At 67.6% G+C, this 19,788-nt stretch carries 22 protein-coding genes and 3 pseudogenes; 18 read left to right on the top strand and 7 right to left on the bottom strand.

What is annotated here, in order from left to right:
* Nucleotides 1–92 (bottom strand): annotated as a pseudogene (locus tag C8K38_RS26475) (superoxide dismutase); the annotation flags it as partial.
* Between the two features lie 266 nt (nt 93–358).
* Between C8K38_RS26475 and C8K38_RS26470 the strand changes: the two are divergent.
* On the top strand, nt 359–1,495 hold the full coding sequence (locus C8K38_RS26470) for an acyltransferase family protein (RefSeq protein ID WP_097214405.1): 1,137 nt from the start codon (nt 359–361) through the stop codon (nt 1,493–1,495).
* Here the strand turns inward: C8K38_RS26470 and C8K38_RS26970 are convergent.
* Nucleotides 1,417–1,887, bottom strand: coding sequence for a hypothetical protein (locus tag C8K38_RS26970; RefSeq protein ID WP_143548539.1), 471 nt, complete (start codon nt 1,885–1,887; stop codon nt 1,417–1,419). The two genes, C8K38_RS26470 and C8K38_RS26970, sit on opposite strands and share 79 nt — an antisense overlap.
* Nucleotides 1,888–2,012: 125 nt before the next feature.
* Here C8K38_RS26970 and msrA point away from each other — a divergent pair, with 125 nt between their 5' ends.
* The gene (msrA, locus tag C8K38_RS26460; protein ID WP_097214396.1) at nt 2,013–2,723 is read left to right on the top strand and encodes a peptide-methionine (S)-S-oxide reductase MsrA; all 711 of its coding nucleotides are present in this window, start codon (nt 2,013–2,015) and stop codon (nt 2,721–2,723) included.
* Between the two features lie 10 nt (nt 2,724–2,733).
* On the opposite strand, the gene C8K38_RS26455 is transcribed toward msrA, so the two are convergent.
* Nucleotides 2,734–3,663, bottom strand: a complete 930-nt coding sequence (locus C8K38_RS26455; protein WP_097214404.1) for an LLM class F420-dependent oxidoreductase — start codon at nt 3,661–3,663, stop codon at nt 2,734–2,736.
* 123 nt (nt 3,664–3,786) lie between these two features.
* Here C8K38_RS26455 and C8K38_RS26450 point away from each other — a divergent pair, with 123 nt between their 5' ends.
* Genes C8K38_RS26450 through C8K38_RS26440 form a run of 3 tightly spaced genes read left to right on the top strand, consistent with a single transcriptional unit; the run spans nt 3,787 to nt 5,900 of the window.
* Nucleotides 3,787–4,131 (top strand): rhodanese-like domain-containing protein, encoded by a 345-nt coding sequence (locus C8K38_RS26450; protein ID WP_179800726.1) that lies wholly within the window; start codon nt 3,787–3,789, stop codon nt 4,129–4,131.
* On the top strand, nt 4,132–5,154 hold the full coding sequence (locus C8K38_RS26445; protein WP_097214395.1) for a DUF4328 domain-containing protein: 1,023 nt from the start codon (nt 4,132–4,134) through the stop codon (nt 5,152–5,154).
* The gene (locus C8K38_RS26440) at nt 5,151–5,900 is read left to right on the top strand and encodes a glycerophosphodiester phosphodiesterase (RefSeq protein WP_097214394.1); all 750 of its coding nucleotides are present in this window, start codon (nt 5,151–5,153) and stop codon (nt 5,898–5,900) included. The genes C8K38_RS26445 and C8K38_RS26440 overlap by 4 nt, the downstream gene beginning before the upstream one ends.
* A 97-nt stretch (nt 5,901–5,997) precedes the next feature.
* Here C8K38_RS26440 and C8K38_RS26435 read toward each other — a convergent pair whose 3' ends face one another.
* Entirely contained in the window at nt 5,998–7,296 is a 1,299-nt protein-coding gene (locus tag C8K38_RS26435; protein ID WP_257017855.1) for an MFS transporter, read from the bottom strand.
* Nucleotides 7,297–7,819: 523 nt separating this feature from the next.
* Between C8K38_RS26435 and C8K38_RS26430 the strand changes: the two genes are divergently transcribed.
* The 13 genes and pseudogenes from C8K38_RS26430 (at nt 7,820) to C8K38_RS26375 (ending at nt 17,855) form a co-directional block, all read left to right on the top strand.
* Nucleotides 7,820–9,247, top strand: a complete 1,428-nt coding sequence (locus tag C8K38_RS26430) for an aromatic ring-hydroxylating oxygenase subunit alpha (RefSeq protein WP_097214392.1) — start codon at nt 7,820–7,822, stop codon at nt 9,245–9,247.
* A gap of 2 nt (nt 9,248–9,249) precedes the next feature.
* Nucleotides 9,250–9,837 carry a 3-phenylpropionate/cinnamic acid dioxygenase subunit beta gene (locus C8K38_RS26425; protein WP_097214391.1) on the top strand — a complete coding sequence of 196 codons (588 nt, stop codon included), beginning with the start codon at nt 9,250–9,252 and terminating at the stop codon, nt 9,835–9,837.
* The gene (locus tag C8K38_RS26420; RefSeq protein WP_072844410.1) at nt 9,834–10,145 is read left to right on the top strand and encodes a hypothetical protein; all 312 of its coding nucleotides are present in this window, start codon (nt 9,834–9,836) and stop codon (nt 10,143–10,145) included. The genes C8K38_RS26425 and C8K38_RS26420 overlap by 4 nt, the downstream gene beginning before the upstream one ends.
* Nucleotides 10,142–10,924, top strand: a complete 783-nt coding sequence (gene hcaB / locus C8K38_RS26415; RefSeq protein ID WP_097214390.1) for a 3-(cis-5,6-dihydroxycyclohexa-1,3-dien-1-yl)propanoate dehydrogenase — start codon at nt 10,142–10,144, stop codon at nt 10,922–10,924. The genes C8K38_RS26420 and hcaB overlap by 4 nt, the downstream gene beginning before the upstream one ends.
* Before the next feature lie 40 nt (nt 10,925–10,964).
* Entirely contained in the window at nt 10,965–11,162 is a 198-nt protein-coding gene (locus C8K38_RS26410) for a ferredoxin (RefSeq protein ID WP_031940479.1), read from the top strand.
* On the top strand, nt 11,159–12,361 hold the full coding sequence (locus tag C8K38_RS26405; protein WP_097214389.1) for an NAD(P)/FAD-dependent oxidoreductase: 1,203 nt from the start codon (nt 11,159–11,161) through the stop codon (nt 12,359–12,361). The genes C8K38_RS26410 and C8K38_RS26405 overlap by 4 nt, the downstream gene beginning before the upstream one ends.
* Nucleotides 12,358–13,083 (top strand): class II aldolase/adducin family protein, encoded by a 726-nt coding sequence (locus C8K38_RS26400; protein ID WP_097214388.1) that lies wholly within the window; start codon nt 12,358–12,360, stop codon nt 13,081–13,083. The genes C8K38_RS26405 and C8K38_RS26400 overlap by 4 nt, the downstream gene beginning before the upstream one ends.
* A gap of 162 nt (nt 13,084–13,245) precedes the next feature.
* A pseudogene (locus C8K38_RS28160) lies at nt 13,246–13,494 on the top strand (hypothetical protein); the annotation flags it as partial.
* Between the two features lie 129 nt (nt 13,495–13,623).
* Nucleotides 13,624–13,770: pseudogene (locus C8K38_RS28155) on the top strand (ABC transporter ATP-binding protein); the annotation flags it as partial.
* The gene (locus C8K38_RS26390; protein ID WP_097214386.1) at nt 13,767–14,342 is read left to right on the top strand and encodes an NADPH-dependent FMN reductase; all 576 of its coding nucleotides are present in this window, start codon (nt 13,767–13,769) and stop codon (nt 14,340–14,342) included. The pseudogene C8K38_RS28155 and the gene C8K38_RS26390, both read left to right, overlap by 4 nt.
* Before the next feature lie 2 nt (nt 14,343–14,344).
* Complete coding sequence (locus C8K38_RS26385; RefSeq protein WP_097214385.1) at nt 14,345–15,496, top strand: alpha/beta hydrolase; 1,152 nt, start codon at nt 14,345–14,347, stop codon at nt 15,494–15,496.
* The gene (locus tag C8K38_RS26380) at nt 15,493–17,079 is read left to right on the top strand and encodes a long-chain-fatty-acid--CoA ligase (RefSeq protein WP_097214384.1); all 1,587 of its coding nucleotides are present in this window, start codon (nt 15,493–15,495) and stop codon (nt 17,077–17,079) included. The genes C8K38_RS26385 and C8K38_RS26380 overlap by 4 nt, the downstream gene beginning before the upstream one ends.
* The gene (locus C8K38_RS26375) at nt 17,076–17,855 is read left to right on the top strand and encodes an IclR family transcriptional regulator (protein ID WP_097214383.1); all 780 of its coding nucleotides are present in this window, start codon (nt 17,076–17,078) and stop codon (nt 17,853–17,855) included. Before C8K38_RS26380 ends, C8K38_RS26375 begins: the two co-directional genes overlap by 4 nt.
* Nucleotides 17,856–17,954: 99 nt before the next feature.
* Here the strand turns inward: C8K38_RS26375 and C8K38_RS26370 are convergent, their stop codons facing one another.
* From C8K38_RS26370 to C8K38_RS26360, 3 genes are all read right to left on the bottom strand, one after another.
* Entirely contained in the window at nt 17,955–18,323 is a 369-nt protein-coding gene (locus C8K38_RS26370) for a nuclear transport factor 2 family protein (protein ID WP_143548538.1), read from the bottom strand.
* Complete coding sequence (locus C8K38_RS26365) at nt 18,320–18,889, bottom strand: VOC family protein (RefSeq protein WP_097214381.1); 570 nt, start codon at nt 18,887–18,889, stop codon at nt 18,320–18,322. Before C8K38_RS26365 ends, C8K38_RS26370 begins: the two co-directional genes overlap by 4 nt.
* A gap of 243 nt (nt 18,890–19,132) precedes the next feature.
* Entirely contained in the window at nt 19,133–19,501 is a 369-nt protein-coding gene (locus C8K38_RS26360) for a nuclear transport factor 2 family protein (protein WP_097214380.1), read from the bottom strand.
* Between the last annotated feature and the right edge of the window lie 287 nt (nt 19,502–19,788).

Raw genomic sequence — 19,788 nt, 5'->3', positions numbered from 1 at the left:
TTGTCGTGGTGCAGCTCCATGATCTTGCCGGAGATGTGCGGCTCGAGGGCGGCGTAGTCGTAGGGCAGTTCAGGCAGCGAGTAGACAGACACGAGGGTCCCTTCCTTACGGGCGCGCACGCCCGGCGTGTACCAAGTTCGATTTTGGGTCGATCCTTCTCGGGCATAACCCAATCTCATTCGTACACCGTCCGCAAGATTTGCGACCAAGCGGGCGCGGATGCGAGTGACGCGTCCAGGGGTGGTCGCCGGACGCCCCGATTTCCGGCACCGGTTCGTCCGGTCGGTGAACAAAACCTTAATATTGGGTGGTGCTCCGACTGCAACACGTTTCCGTGCGCGCGTCATCGCCGCCTCGGATCGAGTTCGGCGGAGCCAATCTCCTTCGCGCGATCGCGGTGCTCGCCGTCATCTATTCGCACATCTCGTACTACCTGATCGACGACCTCGGCTCCGGCTGGTGGCTGATCGACGGCGTCTACACGGTGCTGGTGGCCGGTGGCGGACTCAACCAGCACCTTTCCTTCCTCGGTGTTGCGATCTTCATGATGCTCACGGGGCTGATGCTCACCGCGTCGGCCACCCGGCACACCCCTGGGCGGTTCCTCTTCAACCGGGTCGGCCGGCTGCTTCCCGCGCTGTGGGTGGCGCTCCTGATCGCGATCGTCCTGGTGCGCCTTGGCATCAATGGGATGTTCAGCGGCCAGGACGGGATCTCGAACTCCGAGGCGGCGCTCAGCTTCGTGCTCGGCGGGTTCTTCCTCACGCCGGAGGTCGCGGTGCTCGGGGTGACCTGGACCCTGGTCGTGCAGGTGCTCTTCTACCTGTACTGCGTCGCCGCCCGGCCGCTGCTGAGGACGATCCCGATCGCGGTACCCCTCGCGGGGGCGGCCCTGTGCAGCGCGGTCCTGCTCTACAACCTGTACGTGCCGCAGCCGTACGCAGTGCCGATGCTGTCCAAGGTCGCCGCGACCCTGCCAGCGGTGTTCATGGGCCAGATCATCTACCTGGGCTGGGCGCGGCTGGCGAACTGGCGCTGGATCATCGTGGCGACCATGGCGCAGGCCGAGGTGGTGCGCCTGGCCACCGACAGTCACGTCTACTGGGCGGGGGACCGCTACCTGTGGACGATGGTCGTGGTCACCTGCGCGGTGCTGGCCCTGGTGCGGTACGACGGCTACCTCGGTCGGCTCAGTGTCGTGCGCTGGACCGCGACCCGCAGCTACGCGATCTACCTGCTGCACACGCTGATCCTGTACCGGGTGTACGAGAACACCGTCGGCCACCTGGGCCGGACGGGAGCGGTGCTCGCCTTCCTGCTGGTGACGGCCGGGGCGGCGGAGCTGCTGTACCGGTTCGTGGAGGTGCCCTCGAGCCGATGGATCGGCGCGCAGTCACACCGCTTCGGGCGGTCCGATCAGAGCACGACGAACGCGACGGCGCCGGCGACCACGAGGACCAGCACACCGATCAGCACCGCGAGCGCGACCGACTGAGAGCCGGGCGCGGACTGTTGGTCGTGCCCGGCGGCGGGTTCCGGCGCGAGCCACGGCGGGCTGACCGGTGGCGCGCCGAACTCGGTGTCGGCCGACGGGGTCGCGGACTGGCTTGAGATCGCGGGCGCGGTCGGTGCCGGGATCACGGGCTCGGCAGGCGTCTGGGGAGCGGCCTCGGGTTCGGCGAGCCTCGGGGCAGCCACGGTCGGTGGCGTCGCGGGCTCGGCAGGAATCGGGGCCACGGTCGGCTCCGCGACGACAACCGGCGGCTCGGGGCGAGGACCCTCGGGTCGCTGCCGCGCGGGTTTCGGAGCAGGCCGCGCGGCGCCCCACTTGAACGGCGGCGGGAACGGCGATCCCTGCGCATCGCCCTCGGGTTCCTGAGGTGACATCTACGCCTCCTGCGACGACGGTCGGCCCCCCAACTGCACCGGCGAGCTTACCGAGGCGCGCGGCCTCCGAGCCCGCGCAACGACGATGGAACCGCCGCGGCTGCGGCCGCGCGTAGCATCGGATCATGTCCTGGTACGACGACATCCTCGGCCGCACGGCGGCGAAAACAGCGATCGTGAGCGCCGACGAGGCGCTGCCCGGCCGGACCCAGCCGCTGCGGGTTCCCGACGCCCACTACGTCAACGGACACCCGCTGACCCCGCCGTTCCCGGAGGGAATGCAGACCGCGGTCGTCGGCATGGGCTGCTTCTGGGGCGCCGAGAAGGAGTTCTGGCAGCTCGACGGTGTGTACAGCACCGCGGCCGGATACGCGGGCGGGTTCACCCTCAACCCCACGTACGAGGAGGTCTGCTCGGGCCGGACCGGGCACACCGAGGTGGTGCTCGTGGTCTTCGATCCGGCGGTCATCGGCTACGCGAGCGTGCTGCAGCAGTTCTGGGAGAACCACGACCCCACGCAGGGCCTGCGGCAGGGCAACGACCACGGCTCCCAGTACCGCTCGGCGATCTACACCACCGACGACGCGCAGCAGTCGATCGCGCACGCCACCGCGGAGACGTTTGCGGTCCGGTTGGCCGACGCCGGGTACGGGGCGATCACCACCGAGATCGCCCCGCTCCGCGAGTTCTACTACGCCGAGGACTATCACCAGCAGTACCTCGCCAAGAACCCCGGCGGTTACTGCCCGGTGCATGCCACCGGCGTCAGCTGCCCGGTCGGCCTGCTGAAGCAGGACGAGGTGCCCGCGCAGAAGGACATCCAGCCGCCGAGCTGACGCGTCGCCCTCAGCCGAGCTGCGGCATGACCTCCTTCGCGACCAACTCCAGGTGGTCGAGGTCATCGAGGTCGAGGGTCTGCAGATAGATGCGGCTCGCCCCGAGCTCGCCGTACCGGCCGATCTTGTCGACGAGTTCGGCGGGTGAACCGGCCGCTCCGTTCTCCCGCAGTTCGGCGACCTCCCGACCGATGCGCGCGGCGCGGGCGGCGAGCTCGCTCTCGGTGCGGCCGCAGCAGAGCACCAGCGCATTGGAGTAGGCGAGCTCGGCGGGGTCGCGGTCGATCGTGCGGCAGGCCTGGCGCACCCGTTCGAACTGGGTGGCGGTGCCCTCGAGGGAGACGAACGGCAGGTTGAACTCGTCGGCGTAGCGGGCCGTCAGTTCGGGGGTACGGCGCTTGCCCATGCCGCCCATGATGATCGGGGGCCCGGCGTGGTGGAACGGCTTCGGCAGCGCGGGCGAATCCTCGATGCGGTGGTGCGCGCCGTCGAACGAGAAGGACTCACCGACCGGGGTCTCCCACATGCCGGTGATCACCGCCAGCGATTCCTCGAGCCGGTCGAAACGCTCCTTCAGCGACGGGAAGGGGATGCCGTAGGCGAGGTGTTCCTCCTCGTACCAGCCTGCGCCGATGCCGAATTCCACCCGGCCCTCGCTCATCGCGTCCACCTGGGCCACGCTGATCGCCAGCGGCCCCGGGTAGCGGAACGTCGCGGAGGTGACCAGCGTGCCGAGCCGGATCGTGGACGTCTCGCGGGCGAGCCCGGCAAGGGTGATCCAGGCGTCGGTGGGGCCGGGCAACCCGTCGGAGTTCATCGCCAGGTAGTGGTCGGATCGGAAGAAGGCGCCGTAGCCGAGGTCCTCGGCGGCCTGCGCGACGCGCAGCAACTGCCCGTAGGTGGCGCCCTGCTGCGGTTCGGTGAAGATTCTCAGCTCCATGCGTGCCAGCCTGCCGTATCCGGCGCGGGCGCGCATGCACCACAACGCGGGCGCCCCGCGCGCCGGGGGAATCGTTTCCGCCTCCACCGACGAGCCGCCGTCGAACGTGACAGTATCGATGGTGTGAGCTTTGGTGACGTGCCCTCGGTGCCCGCTGCGGAGGTACCGGCCGAGCTGTCCGACTCGGTGATCCTGCTGGACGTGCGCGAGGACGAGGAGTGGGCGGACGGGCATGCGCCCGGTGCCCTGCACATCCCGATGGTCGACGTGCCCGCGCGGATGGCCGAGATCGACATGGACGCCGAGGTGTACGTGGTGTGCCGGTCCGGCGGCCGGTCGATGCGGGTGGTCGAATACCTCAACCAGGTCGGGTTCGATGCGGTGAACGTCGTTGACGGGATGGTGGCCTGGCAGAAATGTGGCCGGCCGTTGACCGCTGACGGCGGGCGGTCGGCAAAGATCTACTAGATGAGCACCGTTCAGGTCTGTGCGCGCTGCGCCGCCCGATGGCCGGTTGTCGGGGGCCCGGCGCAGTGGTGCCCACGGTGCCACGGCGTGCTGCTCTCGCCGACGGATCCGGCGCGCCCGGAACCGCCGAACCTGCGCAACTTCCGATGGGTCGCCCGTCGGCCAGGGGCGGCCACGAGCCGGGTCCGCCCGGCCCGGACCCCGGCCCAACCGGGCCCACCGTCCTACCGCGAGATCCCCCGATGGGGCCTGCGTGACGTGCCCCCCGCTCCCGACCGGGAACCGGTGGCCGGGCGTCGTGAGCAGCTCGCCGAGCTGGCTCCCGCGCTGCTCAGCGCGGCGGCGGCGCTGTTCGCGCTGGCCGCACTCGCCGAACTGTTCCGCTACGGGCTGCTGCTGCGCAACCGGAGCACCCTGATCGGGCCGGGGCTGCTCGCGGTGTCCGACGGGCTGGTCTCCGCGGCGGGTCTGCTCGCCCCGATCGTCGCCGTGTGCGCCGCCGTGGCCACTGTCGCCTGGCTGGTTGGGGCCCGGCGCCGCGCCTTCGCCCGCAGCGGACACGTCGACCCGCGCCGCCCGTCGACGCTCGCCCTCGGCTGCCTGGTCCCGGTGGTGAACCTGGCGATGCCGGGGGTTTTCCTGACCGAGCTGGACGAGCCGGACCCGCAGACACGCACGCTGTTCCGGGTGTGGTGGGTCACCTGGGCGTGTGGCGGCGTGCTGTTCGTGGTGAATCTGTGGTGGCGCACGCTCGACTCGCTGCAGGCGCAGGCCGACGGGGTGCTGCTCGCGGCGGTCACCGATCTGGTGGCGGTCGCGGTCGCGGTGCTGACGCTGTTGGTCATCCACCGCGTCGAGGGTCTGAGCCCGACGGGGAAGCAGCGCGAGCTGACCCGCTGGCTGGTCGCGGTACCCGAGTCGGCCACGTCCGCCGGGACTGCCGAGCCCGCCGGGACTGCCGAGCCGGCCGGGACTGCCGGGCCCGCCCGGACCCCGGAGCGCGTGGAAGCGGGGGCGCCGTGACCCCCGAGCCCCGCGTCGTCGCGCACCGCGGCGCATCCGCCGCCCTGCCCGAACACACCCTCGCCGCGTACGAGCTGGCCCTCGACCAGGGCGCCGACGGGCTGGAATGCGACGTTCGGCTGACCCGCGACGGGCACCTGGTGTGCGTTCACGACCGGCGCGTCGACCGCACGTCCACGGGCACCGGGCTGGTCAGCGAGATGACGCTCAAGCACCTCAACGAGCTCGAGTTCGGTGCAAACGGGGAGCCGGTGCTCACCCTCGCCCAGCTGATCACGCTGGTGCTCGATCACACCAGCCGCCCGACCAAGCTCTTCATCGAGACCAAGCACCCGGTCCGCTTCGGCGGGCTGGTGGAGAGCAAGGTGCTCGCGGAGCTGTCCCGGTTCGGGCTGTCCGCACCCGCGTCCGCGGACCACTCCCGCGCCGTCATCATGTCGTTCTCGGCGGCCGCGGTCTGGCGGATCCGTCGGTCGGCGCCGCTGCTGCCCACGGTGCTGCTCGGGGAGTCGTCGCGATACCTGGGCGGCGGCGCGGCGACCACCGTTGGCGCCACCGCGGTCGGCCCGTCCATCAAGTCGCTGCGCGAGCACCCCGAGATCGTGAACCGGGCGGCCGCGGCGGGCAGGGCCACGTACTGCTGGACGGTCGACGACTTCGAGGACGTGCAGCTGTGCCGGGAGCTCGGTGTCGGCTGGATCGCCACCAACCATCCGGGCCGGACCAAGGAGTGGCTGGCGCGCTGAGGCCGCAGCCGCGTGTCGGTCGAGGATTCCTCGTGCCTCCTCGACCGACACGGCGTTGAAGCAATCACCGGCTTCCGCAGCCCGGTGGCCGTGATGATCAGCCCCGGATGGCGCGGCGGTCGCGGTCCGGATCCGCAAGGATCAGGACCCCGATGGCGGCGACGGCGGCGAGGACGCCGATTGCCTGGAACGCCGAGCTGTATCCGGCGGCCGGGGTGGCGGCATGGTCAACGATGACGCCAGTGGCATAGGGCGCAATGAGGCCACCGACAGCCATCGTTGCGAGGAACACGCCCATGGTGCCGGCTGTCTGCTGAGGTGGGCACAGTTCGGAGATGGCGGCGTTGAGAAGCGGGAAGGCCATGCTCACGGACGCATAGCCGATCGAAAGGGCTATGACCGTCACGATGGGCACGTCGAAGAGGGGCAGAGCCGCCAGGATGGAACCGCCGACGAGTACTCCGACGCACGGAACGGTGATCCGTGAGATTCGGGACCGCCCCCCCGCTGCCATCGACCGGTCGGTCAACGTGCTCGAGACGATCATCAAGACGAGGGCGACGACGGATGGAATCGCGAACATGGACCCAGCCTGCATTGCGCTGTAGCCGAGACCCTTCTCGAAATACGAAGGGAGCCAGGTCAGCACGACGGTAGTCAATGCGTAGACAAAGATGGTCAGCACGGAGCAACTCAGGAACGTGCGGGTCAGGAAGATCTTTCGCCACGGAACGCTCGGCTCCGCATTCTCGTCGTCGTGGTGCGACTTCGACGTCTTCCCTGTGTAGGGGCCTTCCTGCCATCCGATCAGCCAGCAGACCGACCATGCAAGGCCGAGGAAGGTCAACGTGATGACAGCTGTCCTCCAGCCGTAGCTGACGGTGAGATAGGTGAGGACCGGGGCGAGCAGGATCTTCGCGACTGACCCTGATCCCATGAGGAACGCTCCTGGCAGGCCGCGCTTGGCGGGTGGATGCCAGGAGTAGGCCGCAGTGTGCATGAGCGCGGAACTCGGGCCCTCGGCGAGGCCAAGGAGCATCCGACCAACGATGAGGGTGACCAGACTGGCTGCGACCACCAGGGGTAGCAACACCACCGACCACACCGCGGCCAGGATCAGCAGTGCCCAGCGCAACGTCAGATACTTGTTCAACGGTCCCGCGAGGAACCCCCCGATCGTGAACGTCAGGAAGAAGAGTGAGCCGACCATGCCGATCTGGGTGGAACTCAGACCCAGTTCTCGTGCCAGCGGCTGGGCGATGATGCCCAAGATGGCCTTGTCGGCGAAGTTCACGACGTAGAGGAATACGACGAGTCCCGTCATGCTCCAGGCGCGTCGCCGGTTGTCGGCTCGGGCTTGGGCAACTATCGGATCTACAAGCTGTTCAGCGGTCATTCGGTCATTCCTTCGGGCTAACGTCTGGACCCTCGTGGGCTGAAGTTCTTGGATTCGGGTGCGTCGACCAATGCAGTTCTGGCGCGCCTCAACTGTGTCGCAGAACACGTTTCTGCTCACTAGAGGAGATTTATAGCAGAGTGGATGCAGGCCGACAAGACTCGACGCTCGCAAAACCGGACCTGGCCATCTGTTGAGCGGATTTCTCGAATCCGGCGATCGCCGATCGAGTAGATCGCTTGCGCGTTAACGGGTCTCGAGGCGGAAGCCTCAGATTTCGCCCCGGTTTCGCGCGTTCACCCTCCAGTGCTGCCATCTGCCGGATGGGGCCTCGGGGGGCGTTGGACGCCAGTGCTGCGTAGGTGGTCGTCGACAGAGCTCGCGGCCGACGGCAGCTGCGGGCCCGCGCTCGAGTCCTACCGGATCCACTGTGCTAGCCGACCGAAAGTAGTTGACTCAATCGGTGTCGCGGTGCAGAATCAATTTCTGTAAACCAGAAACTTTCTCTCTGAAGTGAGGTCCCATGCGCGACGCGGCCGACGTCCTCGCCAACGTCCGGCGGGGCATGCTCCCCGCCCACATCTACAACGACGCCGAGGTCTTCGAGGCGGAGAAGGAGCGCTTGTTCAGCCGGGCGTGGATGTTCGTCGCCCACGAGTCGGAGCTGCCGCAGGTCGGCGACTACGTCGTACGCCGCGTCATGGACAACTCGTTCATCGTCAGCCGTGACCAAGCCGGCGAGATCCACGCGATGTTCAACATGTGCCTGCACCGCGGCATGCAGGTGTGCCGCGCCGAACAGGGCAACGCCTCCCACTTCCGCTGCCCGTACCACGGCTGGTCCTACAAGAACGACGGCCGCATCGTCGGCATGCCGTTCCACAAGGAGGCATACGGCGGCGAGGAGGGCTTCGCGCGCAAGGGACAGCGACTGCTGCCGGCACCCAGCCTGGGCATCTACAACGGGCTGATCTTCGTGTCGATGGATCCGGACGCCGAGCCACTCGAGGACTTCCTCGGCGACTTCAAGTTCTACCTCGACTACTACACCAAGCAGAGCGCCAGCGGCGTCGAGATCCGTGGACCGCAGCGCTGGCGGGTCAAGGCCAACTGGAAGATCGGCGCCGAGAACTTCGCCGGCGACATGTACCACACCCCGCAGACGCACACGAGCGTCGTCGAGATCGGCCTGTTCCGCGAGCCGAAGGCGGAGAAGCGCAAGGACGGCAACACGTACTGGGCCGGCAAGGGCGGCGGCACCACGTACAAGCTGCCCCCGGGAACCTTCGAAGAGAAGATGAACTACGTCGGCTACCCCGACGAAATGGTCGAGCGAATGAAGGAGCAGTGGTCCCAGGAGCAGATCGACGTCATCGGACGCGACGGCTTCATGATCTCGGCTGCCTCGGTCTTCCCGAACATCAGCCTGGTCCACAACTGGCCGAAGGTCGCCGAGGGCGACGACGTCCTGCCCTTCATCTCGATCCGCCAGTGGCAGCCGATCAGCGCCGACGAGACCGAGGTCCTGTCCTGGTTCGTCGTCGACAAGGAGGCCCCGGAGGAGTTCAAGAAGCTCTCCTACAAGGCCTACCTGATGTGCTTCGGCTCCAGCGGCATGTTCGAGCAGGACGACGTCGAGAACTGGGTCTCGCTGACCAACACCGCCGGTGGGTCGATGGCCCGCCGACTGCTGCTCAACGGCCGCATGGGCATGCTGCACGACGACAGCCCCGTGGTGCAGCCCCTGACCGAGGACGAGTTCTGTGGTCCGGGCGTCGCGCATGTCGGCTACGGCGAGTACAACCAGCGGCACCTGCTCAACGAGTGGGCCGACTACCTGGAGAAGCCGGCGCCCGTGCCGGCCAACATCCACGTCGGCGCGCCGCAGGTCGACGGCGAGTGCAGCAGCGAGACCGCGGCGCAGTGCAGCAGCGAGAAGGCGGAGGCGTAGCCATGAGCACTTACATCCCCATCGATTCCGCCAGCTCCCCGCTGGGCCAGGCCGCGTCGACGACGACGGCCGTGGGCGCCTCGCTGGCGTTCGACGACCAGCGGCACCTGACGGCGCACCGCTGGCTGGTGGACGAGTCCTACCTCCTGGACCAGCAGGACTACGACGCCTGGCTCGACACCCTCGCCGAGGACATCCACTACTTCATGCCCATCCGCGTCACCACCGCGCTGGGCACCGGCTATGACACGGCCAAGGACATGGCGCACTTCGACGAGGACAAGTACTCGCTGAGCCGCCGCGTCGCGCGTTTCGACACCGGCCACGCCTGGGCCGAGGACCCCCCCTCGCGCCTGCGTCACCACCTGTCCAACGTCCGCACCTTCGCGACCGAGAACGAGAACGAGCTCGTCGTGGAGTCGGCAGTCCTGTTGTTCCGCAGTCGCGGTGACGTGCTGGAGCCCTCGCTGCTCTCGGTCGGTCGCGTCGACCTGCTGCGTCTCGAGGACGGCGCGTGGCGTCTGGCCCGTCGGCACATCGCCGCCGACGAGTCCGTGCTGCGCATGCAGAACCTGGCGGTGTTCCTGTGAAGCTCTCCTGGGAGGGCGAGGCGGAGGACGCCGCGGCGGCGGCCCGGGCAAACTCGCGGCTCGGTGTCCTGCAGGACCAGCGCGACGGCGAGACCATCGTCATCGCGAACGAGTTCTCGGACATGCGGATCTCGAAGGTGCACACCCGCAACGGCGTGCGGCTGCTCATCGAGTCGCCGAAGTCCGGTCAGTGGATCACCCTGGACGCGCTCGAGCTGGAGGCACTGACCTGGCAGAACGAGACGACGCTCTCGGCCATGGTCGGCAAGCCGTTCCAGTCGCTCATCGCCACCGAGGACGCCTCGTGACCGGCTGGCTCGACGGCAAGCGCGCACTGATCGTCGGGGCCGGCTCGGGCATCGGCCGTGGCGTGGTCGACGCCTTCCTCGCGGAGGGTGCCAGCGTCGGTGTGCTCGAGCTCGACGCGGCCAAATGTGAGGCCCTCGCGGCCGAGCACCCCGAGGTCGAAATCGTGCAGGGCGACGCCACCAAGGCGGCGGCCAACAATGCCGCGCTGTCGGCGGTCGTGGACCGCTTCGGCGGGCTGGACGTCCTGGTCAACTGCGTGGGCATCTTCGACTTCTACCGCAAGCTCGAGAGCATCGACGCCGACATGCTGGACCAGGCGTTCGACGAGATGTTCGCCGTCAACGTCAAGTCGCACCTGCACAGCGTGAAGGCGGCCATACCCGCGCTGCGCGAGTCGGGCGGCTCCATCGTGCTCACGGAGTCGACCTCGGCGTACTACCCAGGCCGCGGCGGCACGCTCTATGTCTCGTCGAAGTTCGCGGTGCGCGGGCTGGTCACCACCCTTGCGTACGAGCTGGCGCCGGACATCCGCGTCAACGGGGTCGCCCCCGGCGGCACCCTGGGGACCGATCTGAGCGGGCTCTCGACGCTGGGCCTGACCGACAACCGGCTTGACGGGCCGGACCGGGCGAAGGAACTCGCGGGCCGCAACCCGCTTGGCGTCGCGCTCGACGGCCTCGACCACGCCTGGAGCTACGTATTCCTCGCCTCCGAACGGGCGCGCGGCATCTCCGGCCGCGTCGTCCACTCGGACGGCGGTATGGGCATCAAAGTCTGAGCGCCGTGTTCCGCGCGACCTACTGAAGGAAGGATTCCAAATGGCAATTCTCAAGGCGAACCTCGAATTGTGCCAGGGCTACGCGAACTGCGTGGTCGCGGCTGACGACGTCTACGACATGGACGACGACGGCCTCGTGGTGCTGCTCAAGACCCGCGTGGACGAGTCCGACCGGCAGCGGGTCGAGACCGCGGCGAAGAGCTGCCCGGCCAACGCCCTCTGGCTGGAGGACGAGTGAGCGGCGGAGTTCTCATCGTCGGCGGCTCGGTCGGCGGCATCCGCGCGGCCCGCGCGCTGCGCAATGAGGGCTATGCCGGGGCCGTGACGGTCGTCGAGGCCGAGTCGAATCTGCCGTACGACAAGCCGCCGCTGTCCAAGGCCCCGCTCGACGGCGACGCACACGTTCCGCTGCTCACCGCGGAGGAGGCGCGCGAGCTCGACATCGAGCTCGTATTGGGCAGGGCCGCAGTCGAGTTGCGTCCGCAGGACAGGCAGGTCGTGCTGGGCGACGGGGTTGTTCTCGACTACGAGGAGCTGGTCATCGCGACCGGCGCGGCCGCCCGGCCGGCGCCGTGGTCGGGCCCCGGCGTGCACGTGCTGCGCACCATCGCGGACGCCCGCGCGCTGCGGGAGAGCCTGCTGGGCGCGAGTCACCTGCTGGTCGTCGGCGCGGGTTTCATCGGCGCGGAGGTCGCCTCCCTCGCCCGTAAACAGGGCATCGAGGTCACGATCGTCGACCCGGCGCCCACCCCCATGGCGCGAGTGATGGGAGATGAACTGGGCCAGCGCTTCTCGCAGCTGCACCGTACGCACGGGGTGGACACGCGCTTCGGTGCCACGGTCGATACCCTCGAGCATGTGGAGGGCGGCATCAGGGCCGAGCTCTCCGACGGGTCGAGCGTCCTTGTGGACGCCGTCGTCGTCGGTATCGGCGCGGTACTGAACACACGCTGGCTGGAGTCCTCGGGCCTGGCGCTGGAGGACGGCGTGGAGTGCGACGAGTTCGGCCGTGTGGCCGGCGCCGAGCACATCTTCGCCGTCGGCGACATCGCCCGGTGGTACCAGCCGCGACAGGAGAAGGCGGCCCGCGTCGAGCACTGGACCAACGCGGTAGAGCAGGCGAACTGCGTGGCGCGCAACATCTTCGCGCCCGATGCCCCCGTCCCGCACGACCCGGTGGCCTACGTCTGGAGCGACCAGTACGACTGGAAGATCCAGCTGTTCGGCACCCGCGACATCACGGGCACCCCGGTCGTCGTGGAGCAGGCGGAGCCCTTCCGGCTTGCCGCGATCTGGCAGGACGCGGATGGGCGGGCCAGCGGCGGGTTGACCGTGAACTGGCCCAAGGCCTCGGTCCAGCTGCGGCGCACCATCGCCGCCGGCGGCCCGGCCGACCAGGTCCATGCACAGATCGCCGGCACGGCGGTGCGGGCATGAGGCCCGGGGAACTCGACGAGCTCCGGGCGCTGGTCGCCGAGGGCTGCCGGGTGCTCGCCGCCCGGCAGCTGGCCCCGGGGATCTTGGGGCACATCAGCTTCCGAATCGACGAGTCGCGGATGCTGATCCGCTGTCGGGGGCCGCAGGAGCGCGGGCTGCTGCACACCACCCCCGAGGACATCCGCCTGGTGGGGTTCACCGGTGAGCCGGGTGCTGCCGGTGAACTGGACGGCGGCTACACCGTGCCGTACGAGTTGCCGCTGCACAGCCGGATTCTCATGCGCCGTCCGGATGTCACCTCTGTGGTTCACGCGCACCCGCACAATGTCGTAGCCGCCGATCTCGCGGGGCTGCCCATCCTGCCCATTGTCGGGGCCTACGACATCCCGGGAGCGGTGCTGGCGCACGGCGGAGTGCCCGTATTCCCCAGGGCCGCTTTGATTCACAACCCTGCCCTTGGCGACGATGTGGCCGATTCCCTGGGTGATCGGCCGGTTGTGCTCATGCGCGGCCATGGCCTCACGTCCACCGGCGCGTCGGTGCAGGAGGCGGTGCTTCGCGCCATCTCTGTCGACGTGATCGCCTCGCTGTCGTTGTCCATCGTCTCGGCGGGCGGCACGCTGGTGCCGATCGGTGCCGAGGATCTGGCGGACTTGCCGAACCTGGGTGCCGGTCTCAATGTGGGCGCCGCTTGGCGCCACGAGGTGTCCCGGCTCGACTAGCGCCTCGGGTGGCGCGCCGTTGGCCCGTTCGGGATCGCACCGGCAATTTCCTTATCGGCGCTGCCGCCGAATTCAGTTCAGCTTCGTTGCTGATCTGGTCTGCCTGCCCACGGCCCGAACAGGCGCTAGCAGAAGAAATATCCTCTGCACAAGGAAACTTCAATGTATCAGCGCAGGTTGAGCAACTGCTTCTTATGCTTATCGATCGCTAGTGAAGTCCTTGACTCGGCGGCCTGTATGGCTGTTCAATGCTCGAGACCGCCGGTTCGATGTGGGTCAGGCCACAACCTGAAGGGACGTACCGAAGATGCTGAGGAAAGCTGTTCCAGTCCTCGCAATCGCCTCGATGCTCGCGTTGACCGCTTGCCCTTCGGATCGCTGCCGCACGGCACGCAGAAGCGCATCGAGTTGGCGCGAGCGCTGGCGATGGAACCGCGGCTGATCATGATCGATGAGCCCGTCGCAGGTATGAGCCACGACGAGACCGCCGAGATGACCGAGACCATCGTGCAGGTGAACCGGGACCTCGACGTCGCCATCCTGCTCGTCGAGCACGACATGAAGATTGTCATGGGCATCTCGAACCGCGTCTGTGTCCTCAACTTCGGTCATAGAATCGCCCTCGGCAGGCCCGCCGAGGTCATCCGCGACGAGGCAGTCGTCGCGGCTTATCTGGGAGCTGCATGATGAAAGACGGAAAATTTGTAATCTGCGCGATTGCGGGAAGCCTCCGCGCAGAATCGTGGAACCGCAAGCTCCTCGAGGCGACCGCGGCAATGGCGCCAGAAGATGTCGACGTGCGGATCACGAGGCTGCTGGGCGAGATCCCGATGCTCAATGAAGACGATTTCGGCAAGGAGGCAGAGAGTGTCCACGCACTACGTGCCGAGGTCGAGGCCGCTGATGCTCTGCTCATCGCGACACCGGAATACAACGGTGGCGTCCCCGGTGTTCTGAAGAACGCGCTCGACTGGCTCTCGCTTCCGCTCGGACGCTCGGTACTCGAGCGCAAGCCGGTGGCGATCATGGGCGCGACGCCCGGCCGCCTCGGCACCGCGCGCAGCCAGTTCGAACTGCGTCACACCTTCGTCTTCTCGCGGTCCCCGGTGCTGCCGGGCCCCGAAATTCTCCTCAGCTTTGCGCCCAATCACTTTGACGAGCAAGGCAAGTTGACGGATCCCATCGTCCTCGAACGGGTCGATTTGATGCTCACGCATTTGAAGAAGTACGCAAGTCTCAATGAATACGAGGTTGTCTGACCATGACCGGCGCCACCACCAGCCCGACCGTCCACAAGGAATTTGTCAGCAGCGAGTCCCCGGGCGCGAAGCGCGCGGGGGCCGGCGGCTACCCGTGCCAGGGGCTCTACTACACGCCCGCCGGCAAGAAGCCGCGGATCGCGATGATCGCCACGCACTACCAGATCGACTTCTCGGAGCACTACATCGCCGAGTTCATGGCTGCGCGTGGTATTGGTTTCCTGGGCTGGAACACCCGCTACCGCGGCTACGAGGAGCTCTTCAATCTCGACCAGGCACTGGTCGACATCGGTGTGGGCATCCGCTGGTTGAAGGAACATGCAGGTGTGGATCAAGTTATCCTGCTTGGCAATTCCGGCGGCGGGTCGCTGATGGCGGCCTACCAGGCGCAAGCTGTCGAGTCGTGCATCCGTCCCGCCCGCGATATGGAACCCGCGTTGGGTATCGACGAGCTCATCCCCGGTGACGCCTACATCTCCCTCGCCGCGCACGGCGGCCGGCCCGATGTGCTGACCTCGTGGCTGGACGCGGCCGTCGTCGACGAGAACGACCCGACGCTGACCGACCCCGAACTCGACCTGTTCAACCCCGAGAACGGCCCGCCCTACTCCGAGGAGTTCATCGAGCGCTACCGCGCCGCGCAGGTCGCTCGCAACCACCGGATCACCGCGTGGGCCCGGGAAGAGCTTGCCCGGATCACCGCCGCCGGCTACTTCGACCGGCACTTCGGTGTTCCGCGTACCTGGGCGGACCCCCGCATGGTCGACGCGACGCTGGAGCCGAGCAGTCGGCCTGCGGGCGAGTGCTACCGCGGCCTGACTGCCGTGGCGAATCGCGGCGACCGCGGCATCGGTGCCGGGAGCACGCTGCGGAACTGGCTGCACATGTGGAGTCTCGAAGAATCCCAGTGTCGCGCGGAAATGCACATGGAGAAGATCACCGTGCCCGCGTTTGTCATCAACCCCGAGGGCGACACGGGGGTGTTCCCCAGCGATGCGGACGCGCTGTACAACGCCATCGCCAGCACCGACAAGCAGCGCAGGGACCTGCCGGGCGATCACTACTTCGTCGAGCCGGCCGGCGCCCGCGAGAAGGTCGCCGAGGTCATGTGCGACTGGATCGCCGAGCGCTTCCCCAGGGCGCACTGGGAATGAGCACCGAGAACGACGAGCTGGGGCTCGCACGCAAGCAGCACTGGGTCAACCAGGTTGCACGGCACGCCTTCGAGCGTGGCGACCTCCCGGCCATTGTGTTCGGCGACTGCCGGATCACCTGGGCGGAGCTCCAGCAGCGAGTGGTTGCCGTCTCTGCCGCCCTCGCCGAGCGCGGCGTTGGCCGCGGCGACCGCGTTGCGCTGCTGATGGGTAACCAGGCCGAGTACATCGAGATCATCATCGCCGCCAACCGGATCGGTGCTTTTGCCGTGCCGATCAACTTCCGGCTGAGCGTCGGCGAGGTGGCGTTCACCCTCGACAACAGCGGGTCTGTCGTCCTCTTCGTGGACAAGCAGGCGAGCGCCTCCGGAATCGCCGCGGCCGCGGAGGCCGAGGGCCAGGTCCTGGTCTTCCAGGTCGGTGAGGGAATCGACGAGAGTGCCGGCGGCGCAACGCCGTACGACGTCCTCGTCGCCCACCCCGGTTCGGGCGCCCCGATCGCCGTGACCGAGGAGTCGGAGCCTGCGCTGCTCATGTACACCTCCGGCACCACCGGACGCCCCAAGGGTGCTGTGCTCACGCATCGCAACCTGGCTGCGCAGGCGGCCACGAACGTGATGGCGTTCCGCTTCGAAACGCACGACGAGGTCAGCCTCTGCGCCGCGCCGCTGTTCCACATCGGCACCCTCGGCCTGGTGGCGCCGGCGATCCTGATGGGCGCCACGATGGTCATCCTGCCGAGCGTCTCCTTCGACGCGGGCGCCCTCCTCGACGTCGCGGAGCGTGAGCGGGTCACTTCGACATTTCTCGTGCCCACCCAGTGGCAGGCGGTCTGTGACGAGCAGGAGCGGATGCCCCGTGATCTGTCCCGGCTCCGTGTCAGCTCATGGGGCGCGGCGCCGGCAAGCGACACGTTGCTCCGCAGGATGGACGAGGTGTTGCCGGGTGCGTCGAGCCTCGCCCTCTTCGGGCAGACCGAGATGTCCCCGGTCACATGCGTGCTCGAGGCAAAGGACTCGCGCCGCAAGCTCGGCTCCGTCGGCCGCCCGGCTCCCGGTGTCTGGGCCCGCATCGTCGACCCCGACATGGTGGATGTTCAACCCGGCGAGGTCGGCGAGATCGTCTACCGCGGCCAGGGGCTCATGTCCGGGTACTGGAACAACCCGGAGGCGACGGCGCGGGCCTTCGCCGGCGGCTGGTTCCACTCCGGTGACCTGGTGCGGGTGGACGACGAGGGCTTCATCTATGTCGTGGACCGCGCGAAGGACATGATCATCTCCGGCGGGGAGAACATCTACTGCGCCGAGGTCGAGAACGCGCTGGCCGGCCACCCCGACATCGCCGAGGTCGCCGTGATCGGTAGGGCGCACGCGACTTGGGGCGAGACCCCGGTCGCGGTGGTCGCGCTGAAGCCGGGCGCGGCGGATCTGACCATCGAGGAGTTGCGAACCTGGGCCGGGGACAGGTTGGCTCGTTACAAGCTGCCGACTGACCTCGTGGTGGTCGATTCGCTGCCACGAAACGCCTCGGGCAAGGTCACCAAGAACGTGTTGCGCATCCCTGCCGCTACCCTACCTGCGTGACTGCAAAGGAAGATGCACCTCCGAATCGTCCGCAGTACCCGATCGAGTCCGTCGACAACGCGCTTCGGATCCTGTTGCTGCTCGGCGATCGTCGCAGCATCCGGCTGACCGAGGTGAGCGAGTATCTCTCGGTGGCCTCGTCGACTGCGCACCGGCTACTGGCGATGCTGCAGTACCGCGGTTTCGTTCGTCAGGTCGAGGGCTCGCGGGCTTACGAGCCGGGCCCGGCCCTGACGACGATTGCGTTCGCGGTCCTGCGCCAGACCGACGTTCGGGCGCGGGTGCATCCGGTGCTCGAGCGGCTCTCGGCCAGCCTGGGTGAGACGGTTCATCTGGCCCGGCTCGACGGGAACACGGTGACCTTCGTGGACTCGGTCGAGAGTGCTCGGGCGGTGCGCGTCGGGTCCCGCATGGGCATGACCATGCCTGCGCACTGCACGTCGTCGGGCAAGGCGCTGCTCGCCACGCTGGAAGACAGTGGGGTGCGCGAGCTCTACCCCAAGGAGAAGTTGACGGGTCTGACCACACACTCGATCACCAAGCGGTCGGTTCTGCTGCGCCAGCTCGCGGAGGTCCGCGTGGCCGGGTTCGCCACGAGCGACGAGGAGTCCGAGGACGAAGTTGCGTCGGTGTCGGTCTCGCTCGGGGAGTACGGCGGGGCGCGCTATTCGTTGAACGTCTCCACGCCCAAGAGTCGGATGTCCGACGTGACCCGCGAGGAGATCGCCGCCGCACTGGCCCAGGCGGTGGACGAGGTCGCCGCGTTCTTCCTGTGATCTCGGAATAGCGCGAATCTACCTGCGCGGCAAGGGCAAGGCATGAAAAAGCCCCGTCGATCGAATCGATCGGCGGGGCTTCCTCGATCGCGTCTCTATTCAGGCAAAGACCTTGCGAAGTTCGCCGGCGTCCAGGTATTCCTCGATGCGGCGGACCTTGCCGCCGTCGACGAACACCCGGAAGATGGTGGGGACGTTGACGGTCTTGTCCCCGATGGTCGCCCGGATGACGTGCTGGCGCACAAAGCCGTCCTCGATGGCGGTACAGCGGGCTTCGTCGTAGCCGAAGTCGTCGTAGCGAGTGGGGATGCCCGAGAGGATGCGGAGGTTGTCCTCACGGGACTGCTCGGCGTTGTCCCAGTTGTGCCAGATCTTCACGTCCGCGTGATAGATCTCGTCGAGGACGGCGATATCGCCTCGACTGAGGGCGGTGAACATCTTGTCTGCGAGCTCGAGCATTTCGCTCACCCGGCCGCTCCAATGGGGGCGCCGAGGCCGCCGTCCGCGGTCCGGGGCGCGTGTGCGACGTCGTCCTCGCGTAGCTCGCGGGTCCACGCCGCGAACTCGAGCAGGATGCCGTCCGGGTCGAAGAAGTAGATCGACCGCACGAAGGTGGAGTCGCTGTCCTCGAAGCTGATCCCGCGCTCGGACTTGTCGTGGTTGAGCATCGGTCCGGTCTGCACACCCTTGGCCTCGAGCTTGGCCTTGTACTCGTCGAACTTGTCGAGCGGGATCTTGAACGAGACATGGTTCATCGAGCCGTGTGCCGACGCGATCTCCTTGCCGATACCGGGGATGGCCGCGGGCGCCGCGATGCCGGGGGCGTGCGGGGCGGCGTCGGCGAACCAGAAGAACGCGATGAACTGGCCGCCTCCCATGTCGAAGAAGAAGTGCTGGCCGCCACCGGGCAGGGAGAGCGTCATCGACAGCTTCATGCCCAGGACGTTGGTGTAGAAGTCGACGGTGCGCTCCATGTCCTGGCACACCAGCGCCAGGTGGCACACGCCACCTAGTTCGAATTCCGTGTTTGTCATGTCACATTCTCCTCGCTGCGTGTCGGCCGTCTCGCCGGGCTCTCGGCTCGACGGTAGGTCCGAGTGTTCGGCTAGTCAAGATCTATCGACCGCTAAGTTGCGAACGGTCGGTGAGTAGTGGTGACCGGAGCCCGGTGTCACCAGGCAAAACCGGATTAATGGGAGGCCGACTGAAGGCCGGGTGGTGGCGGAACGACCTGGTGGATGCGCCACGTCCCACCGGGGCCGTCGGTGCGGGTCGGGTCAGCTGAACACGGTGCTGAGCTGGCCGCGGTCGAAGTACTCCTCGATGCGGTGGATCTTGCCGCTCTCGACGTACACGCGCAGGACCGCGGGGACGTTCACGGTCTTCTTCCCGACCGTGGCCTTGATGACGTGCTGACGGAGGAAGCCGTCCTCGAGGGCGGTGTGGCGGATGTCCTCGTAGCCGAAGGCGTCATAGCGGCCGGAGATTCCAGCGAGGGTCGCGAGGTTGTCCTCGCGGGACTGGTCGAGGTTGTCGAAGTTGTGCCAGACGGTCACGTCGTCGCCGTAGAAGCCGGCCACCGCGTCGATGTCGCCGTTCGAGACGGCATTGAAGAACTGTTCCGCGAACTCGAGGATGTCGCTCACTGGAGTACTCCTGACTGGGCGCCGTCGCCGGCGCTGAGCTTGTTTACGGGGGCATGAGAGATGTTGGTATTGCGCAACTTGCGGGTCGGGGCTGCGCACTCGAGCGGGATGTCGCCCGAGTTGACGAGGTGGATCGACGGCGCGCAGTGGTCCCGCTTCTGGGTTCTGTGGCTGCCGGCTCGCACTCGCCTCGTGCTGTGACGCGCATCGCTCGGACGTCTCACGGAGACCGTATTGCCGTCTGTTTGGTTCGTCAAGACCTAACGATCGCTAAGTTTCGAACGAAG

The sequence above is a fragment of the Rhodococcus sp. OK611 genome (assembly GCF_003050885.1).
Taxonomy (GTDB): Bacteria; Actinomycetota; Actinomycetes; order Mycobacteriales; family Mycobacteriaceae; genus Rhodococcus_G; species Rhodococcus_G oryzae.
The sequence above is the reverse complement of the archived record's forward strand: the minus strand, read 5'-3'. Positions and strand labels throughout refer to the sequence as shown.

Bases quoted from the DNA above. Each gene is read 5' to 3' on its own strand.
- C8K38_RS26970 (WP_143548539.1), bottom strand. From the start codon at position 1,887: ATGTCACCTCAGGAACCCGAGGGCGATGCGCAGGGATCGCCGTTCCCG.
- msrA (WP_097214396.1), top strand. From the start codon at position 2,013: ATGTCCTGGTACGACGACATCCTCGGCCGCACGGCGGCGAAAACAGCG.
- C8K38_RS26455 (WP_097214404.1), bottom strand. From the start codon at position 3,663: ATGGAGCTGAGAATCTTCACCGAACCGCAGCAGGGCGCCACCTACGGG.
- C8K38_RS26445 (WP_097214395.1), top strand. From the start codon at position 4,132: ATGAGCACCGTTCAGGTCTGTGCGCGCTGCGCCGCCCGATGGCCGGTT.
- C8K38_RS26435 (WP_257017855.1), bottom strand. From the start codon at position 7,296: ATGACCGCTGAACAGCTTGTAGATCCGATAGTTGCCCAAGCCCGAGCC.
- C8K38_RS26430 (WP_097214392.1), top strand. From the start codon at position 7,820: ATGCGCGACGCGGCCGACGTCCTCGCCAACGTCCGGCGGGGCATGCTC.
- C8K38_RS26425 (WP_097214391.1), top strand. From the start codon at position 9,250: ATGAGCACTTACATCCCCATCGATTCCGCCAGCTCCCCGCTGGGCCAG.
- C8K38_RS26410 (WP_031940479.1), top strand. From the start codon at position 10,965: ATGGCAATTCTCAAGGCGAACCTCGAATTGTGCCAGGGCTACGCGAAC.
- C8K38_RS26400 (WP_097214388.1), top strand. From the start codon at position 12,358: ATGAGGCCCGGGGAACTCGACGAGCTCCGGGCGCTGGTCGCCGAGGGC.
- C8K38_RS26390 (WP_097214386.1), top strand. From the start codon at position 13,767: ATGATGAAAGACGGAAAATTTGTAATCTGCGCGATTGCGGGAAGCCTC.
- C8K38_RS26385 (WP_097214385.1), top strand. From the start codon at position 14,345: ATGACCGGCGCCACCACCAGCCCGACCGTCCACAAGGAATTTGTCAGC.
- C8K38_RS26380 (WP_097214384.1), top strand. From the start codon at position 15,493: ATGAGCACCGAGAACGACGAGCTGGGGCTCGCACGCAAGCAGCACTGG.
- C8K38_RS26365 (WP_097214381.1), bottom strand. From the start codon at position 18,889: ATGACAAACACGGAATTCGAACTAGGTGGCGTGTGCCACCTGGCGCTG.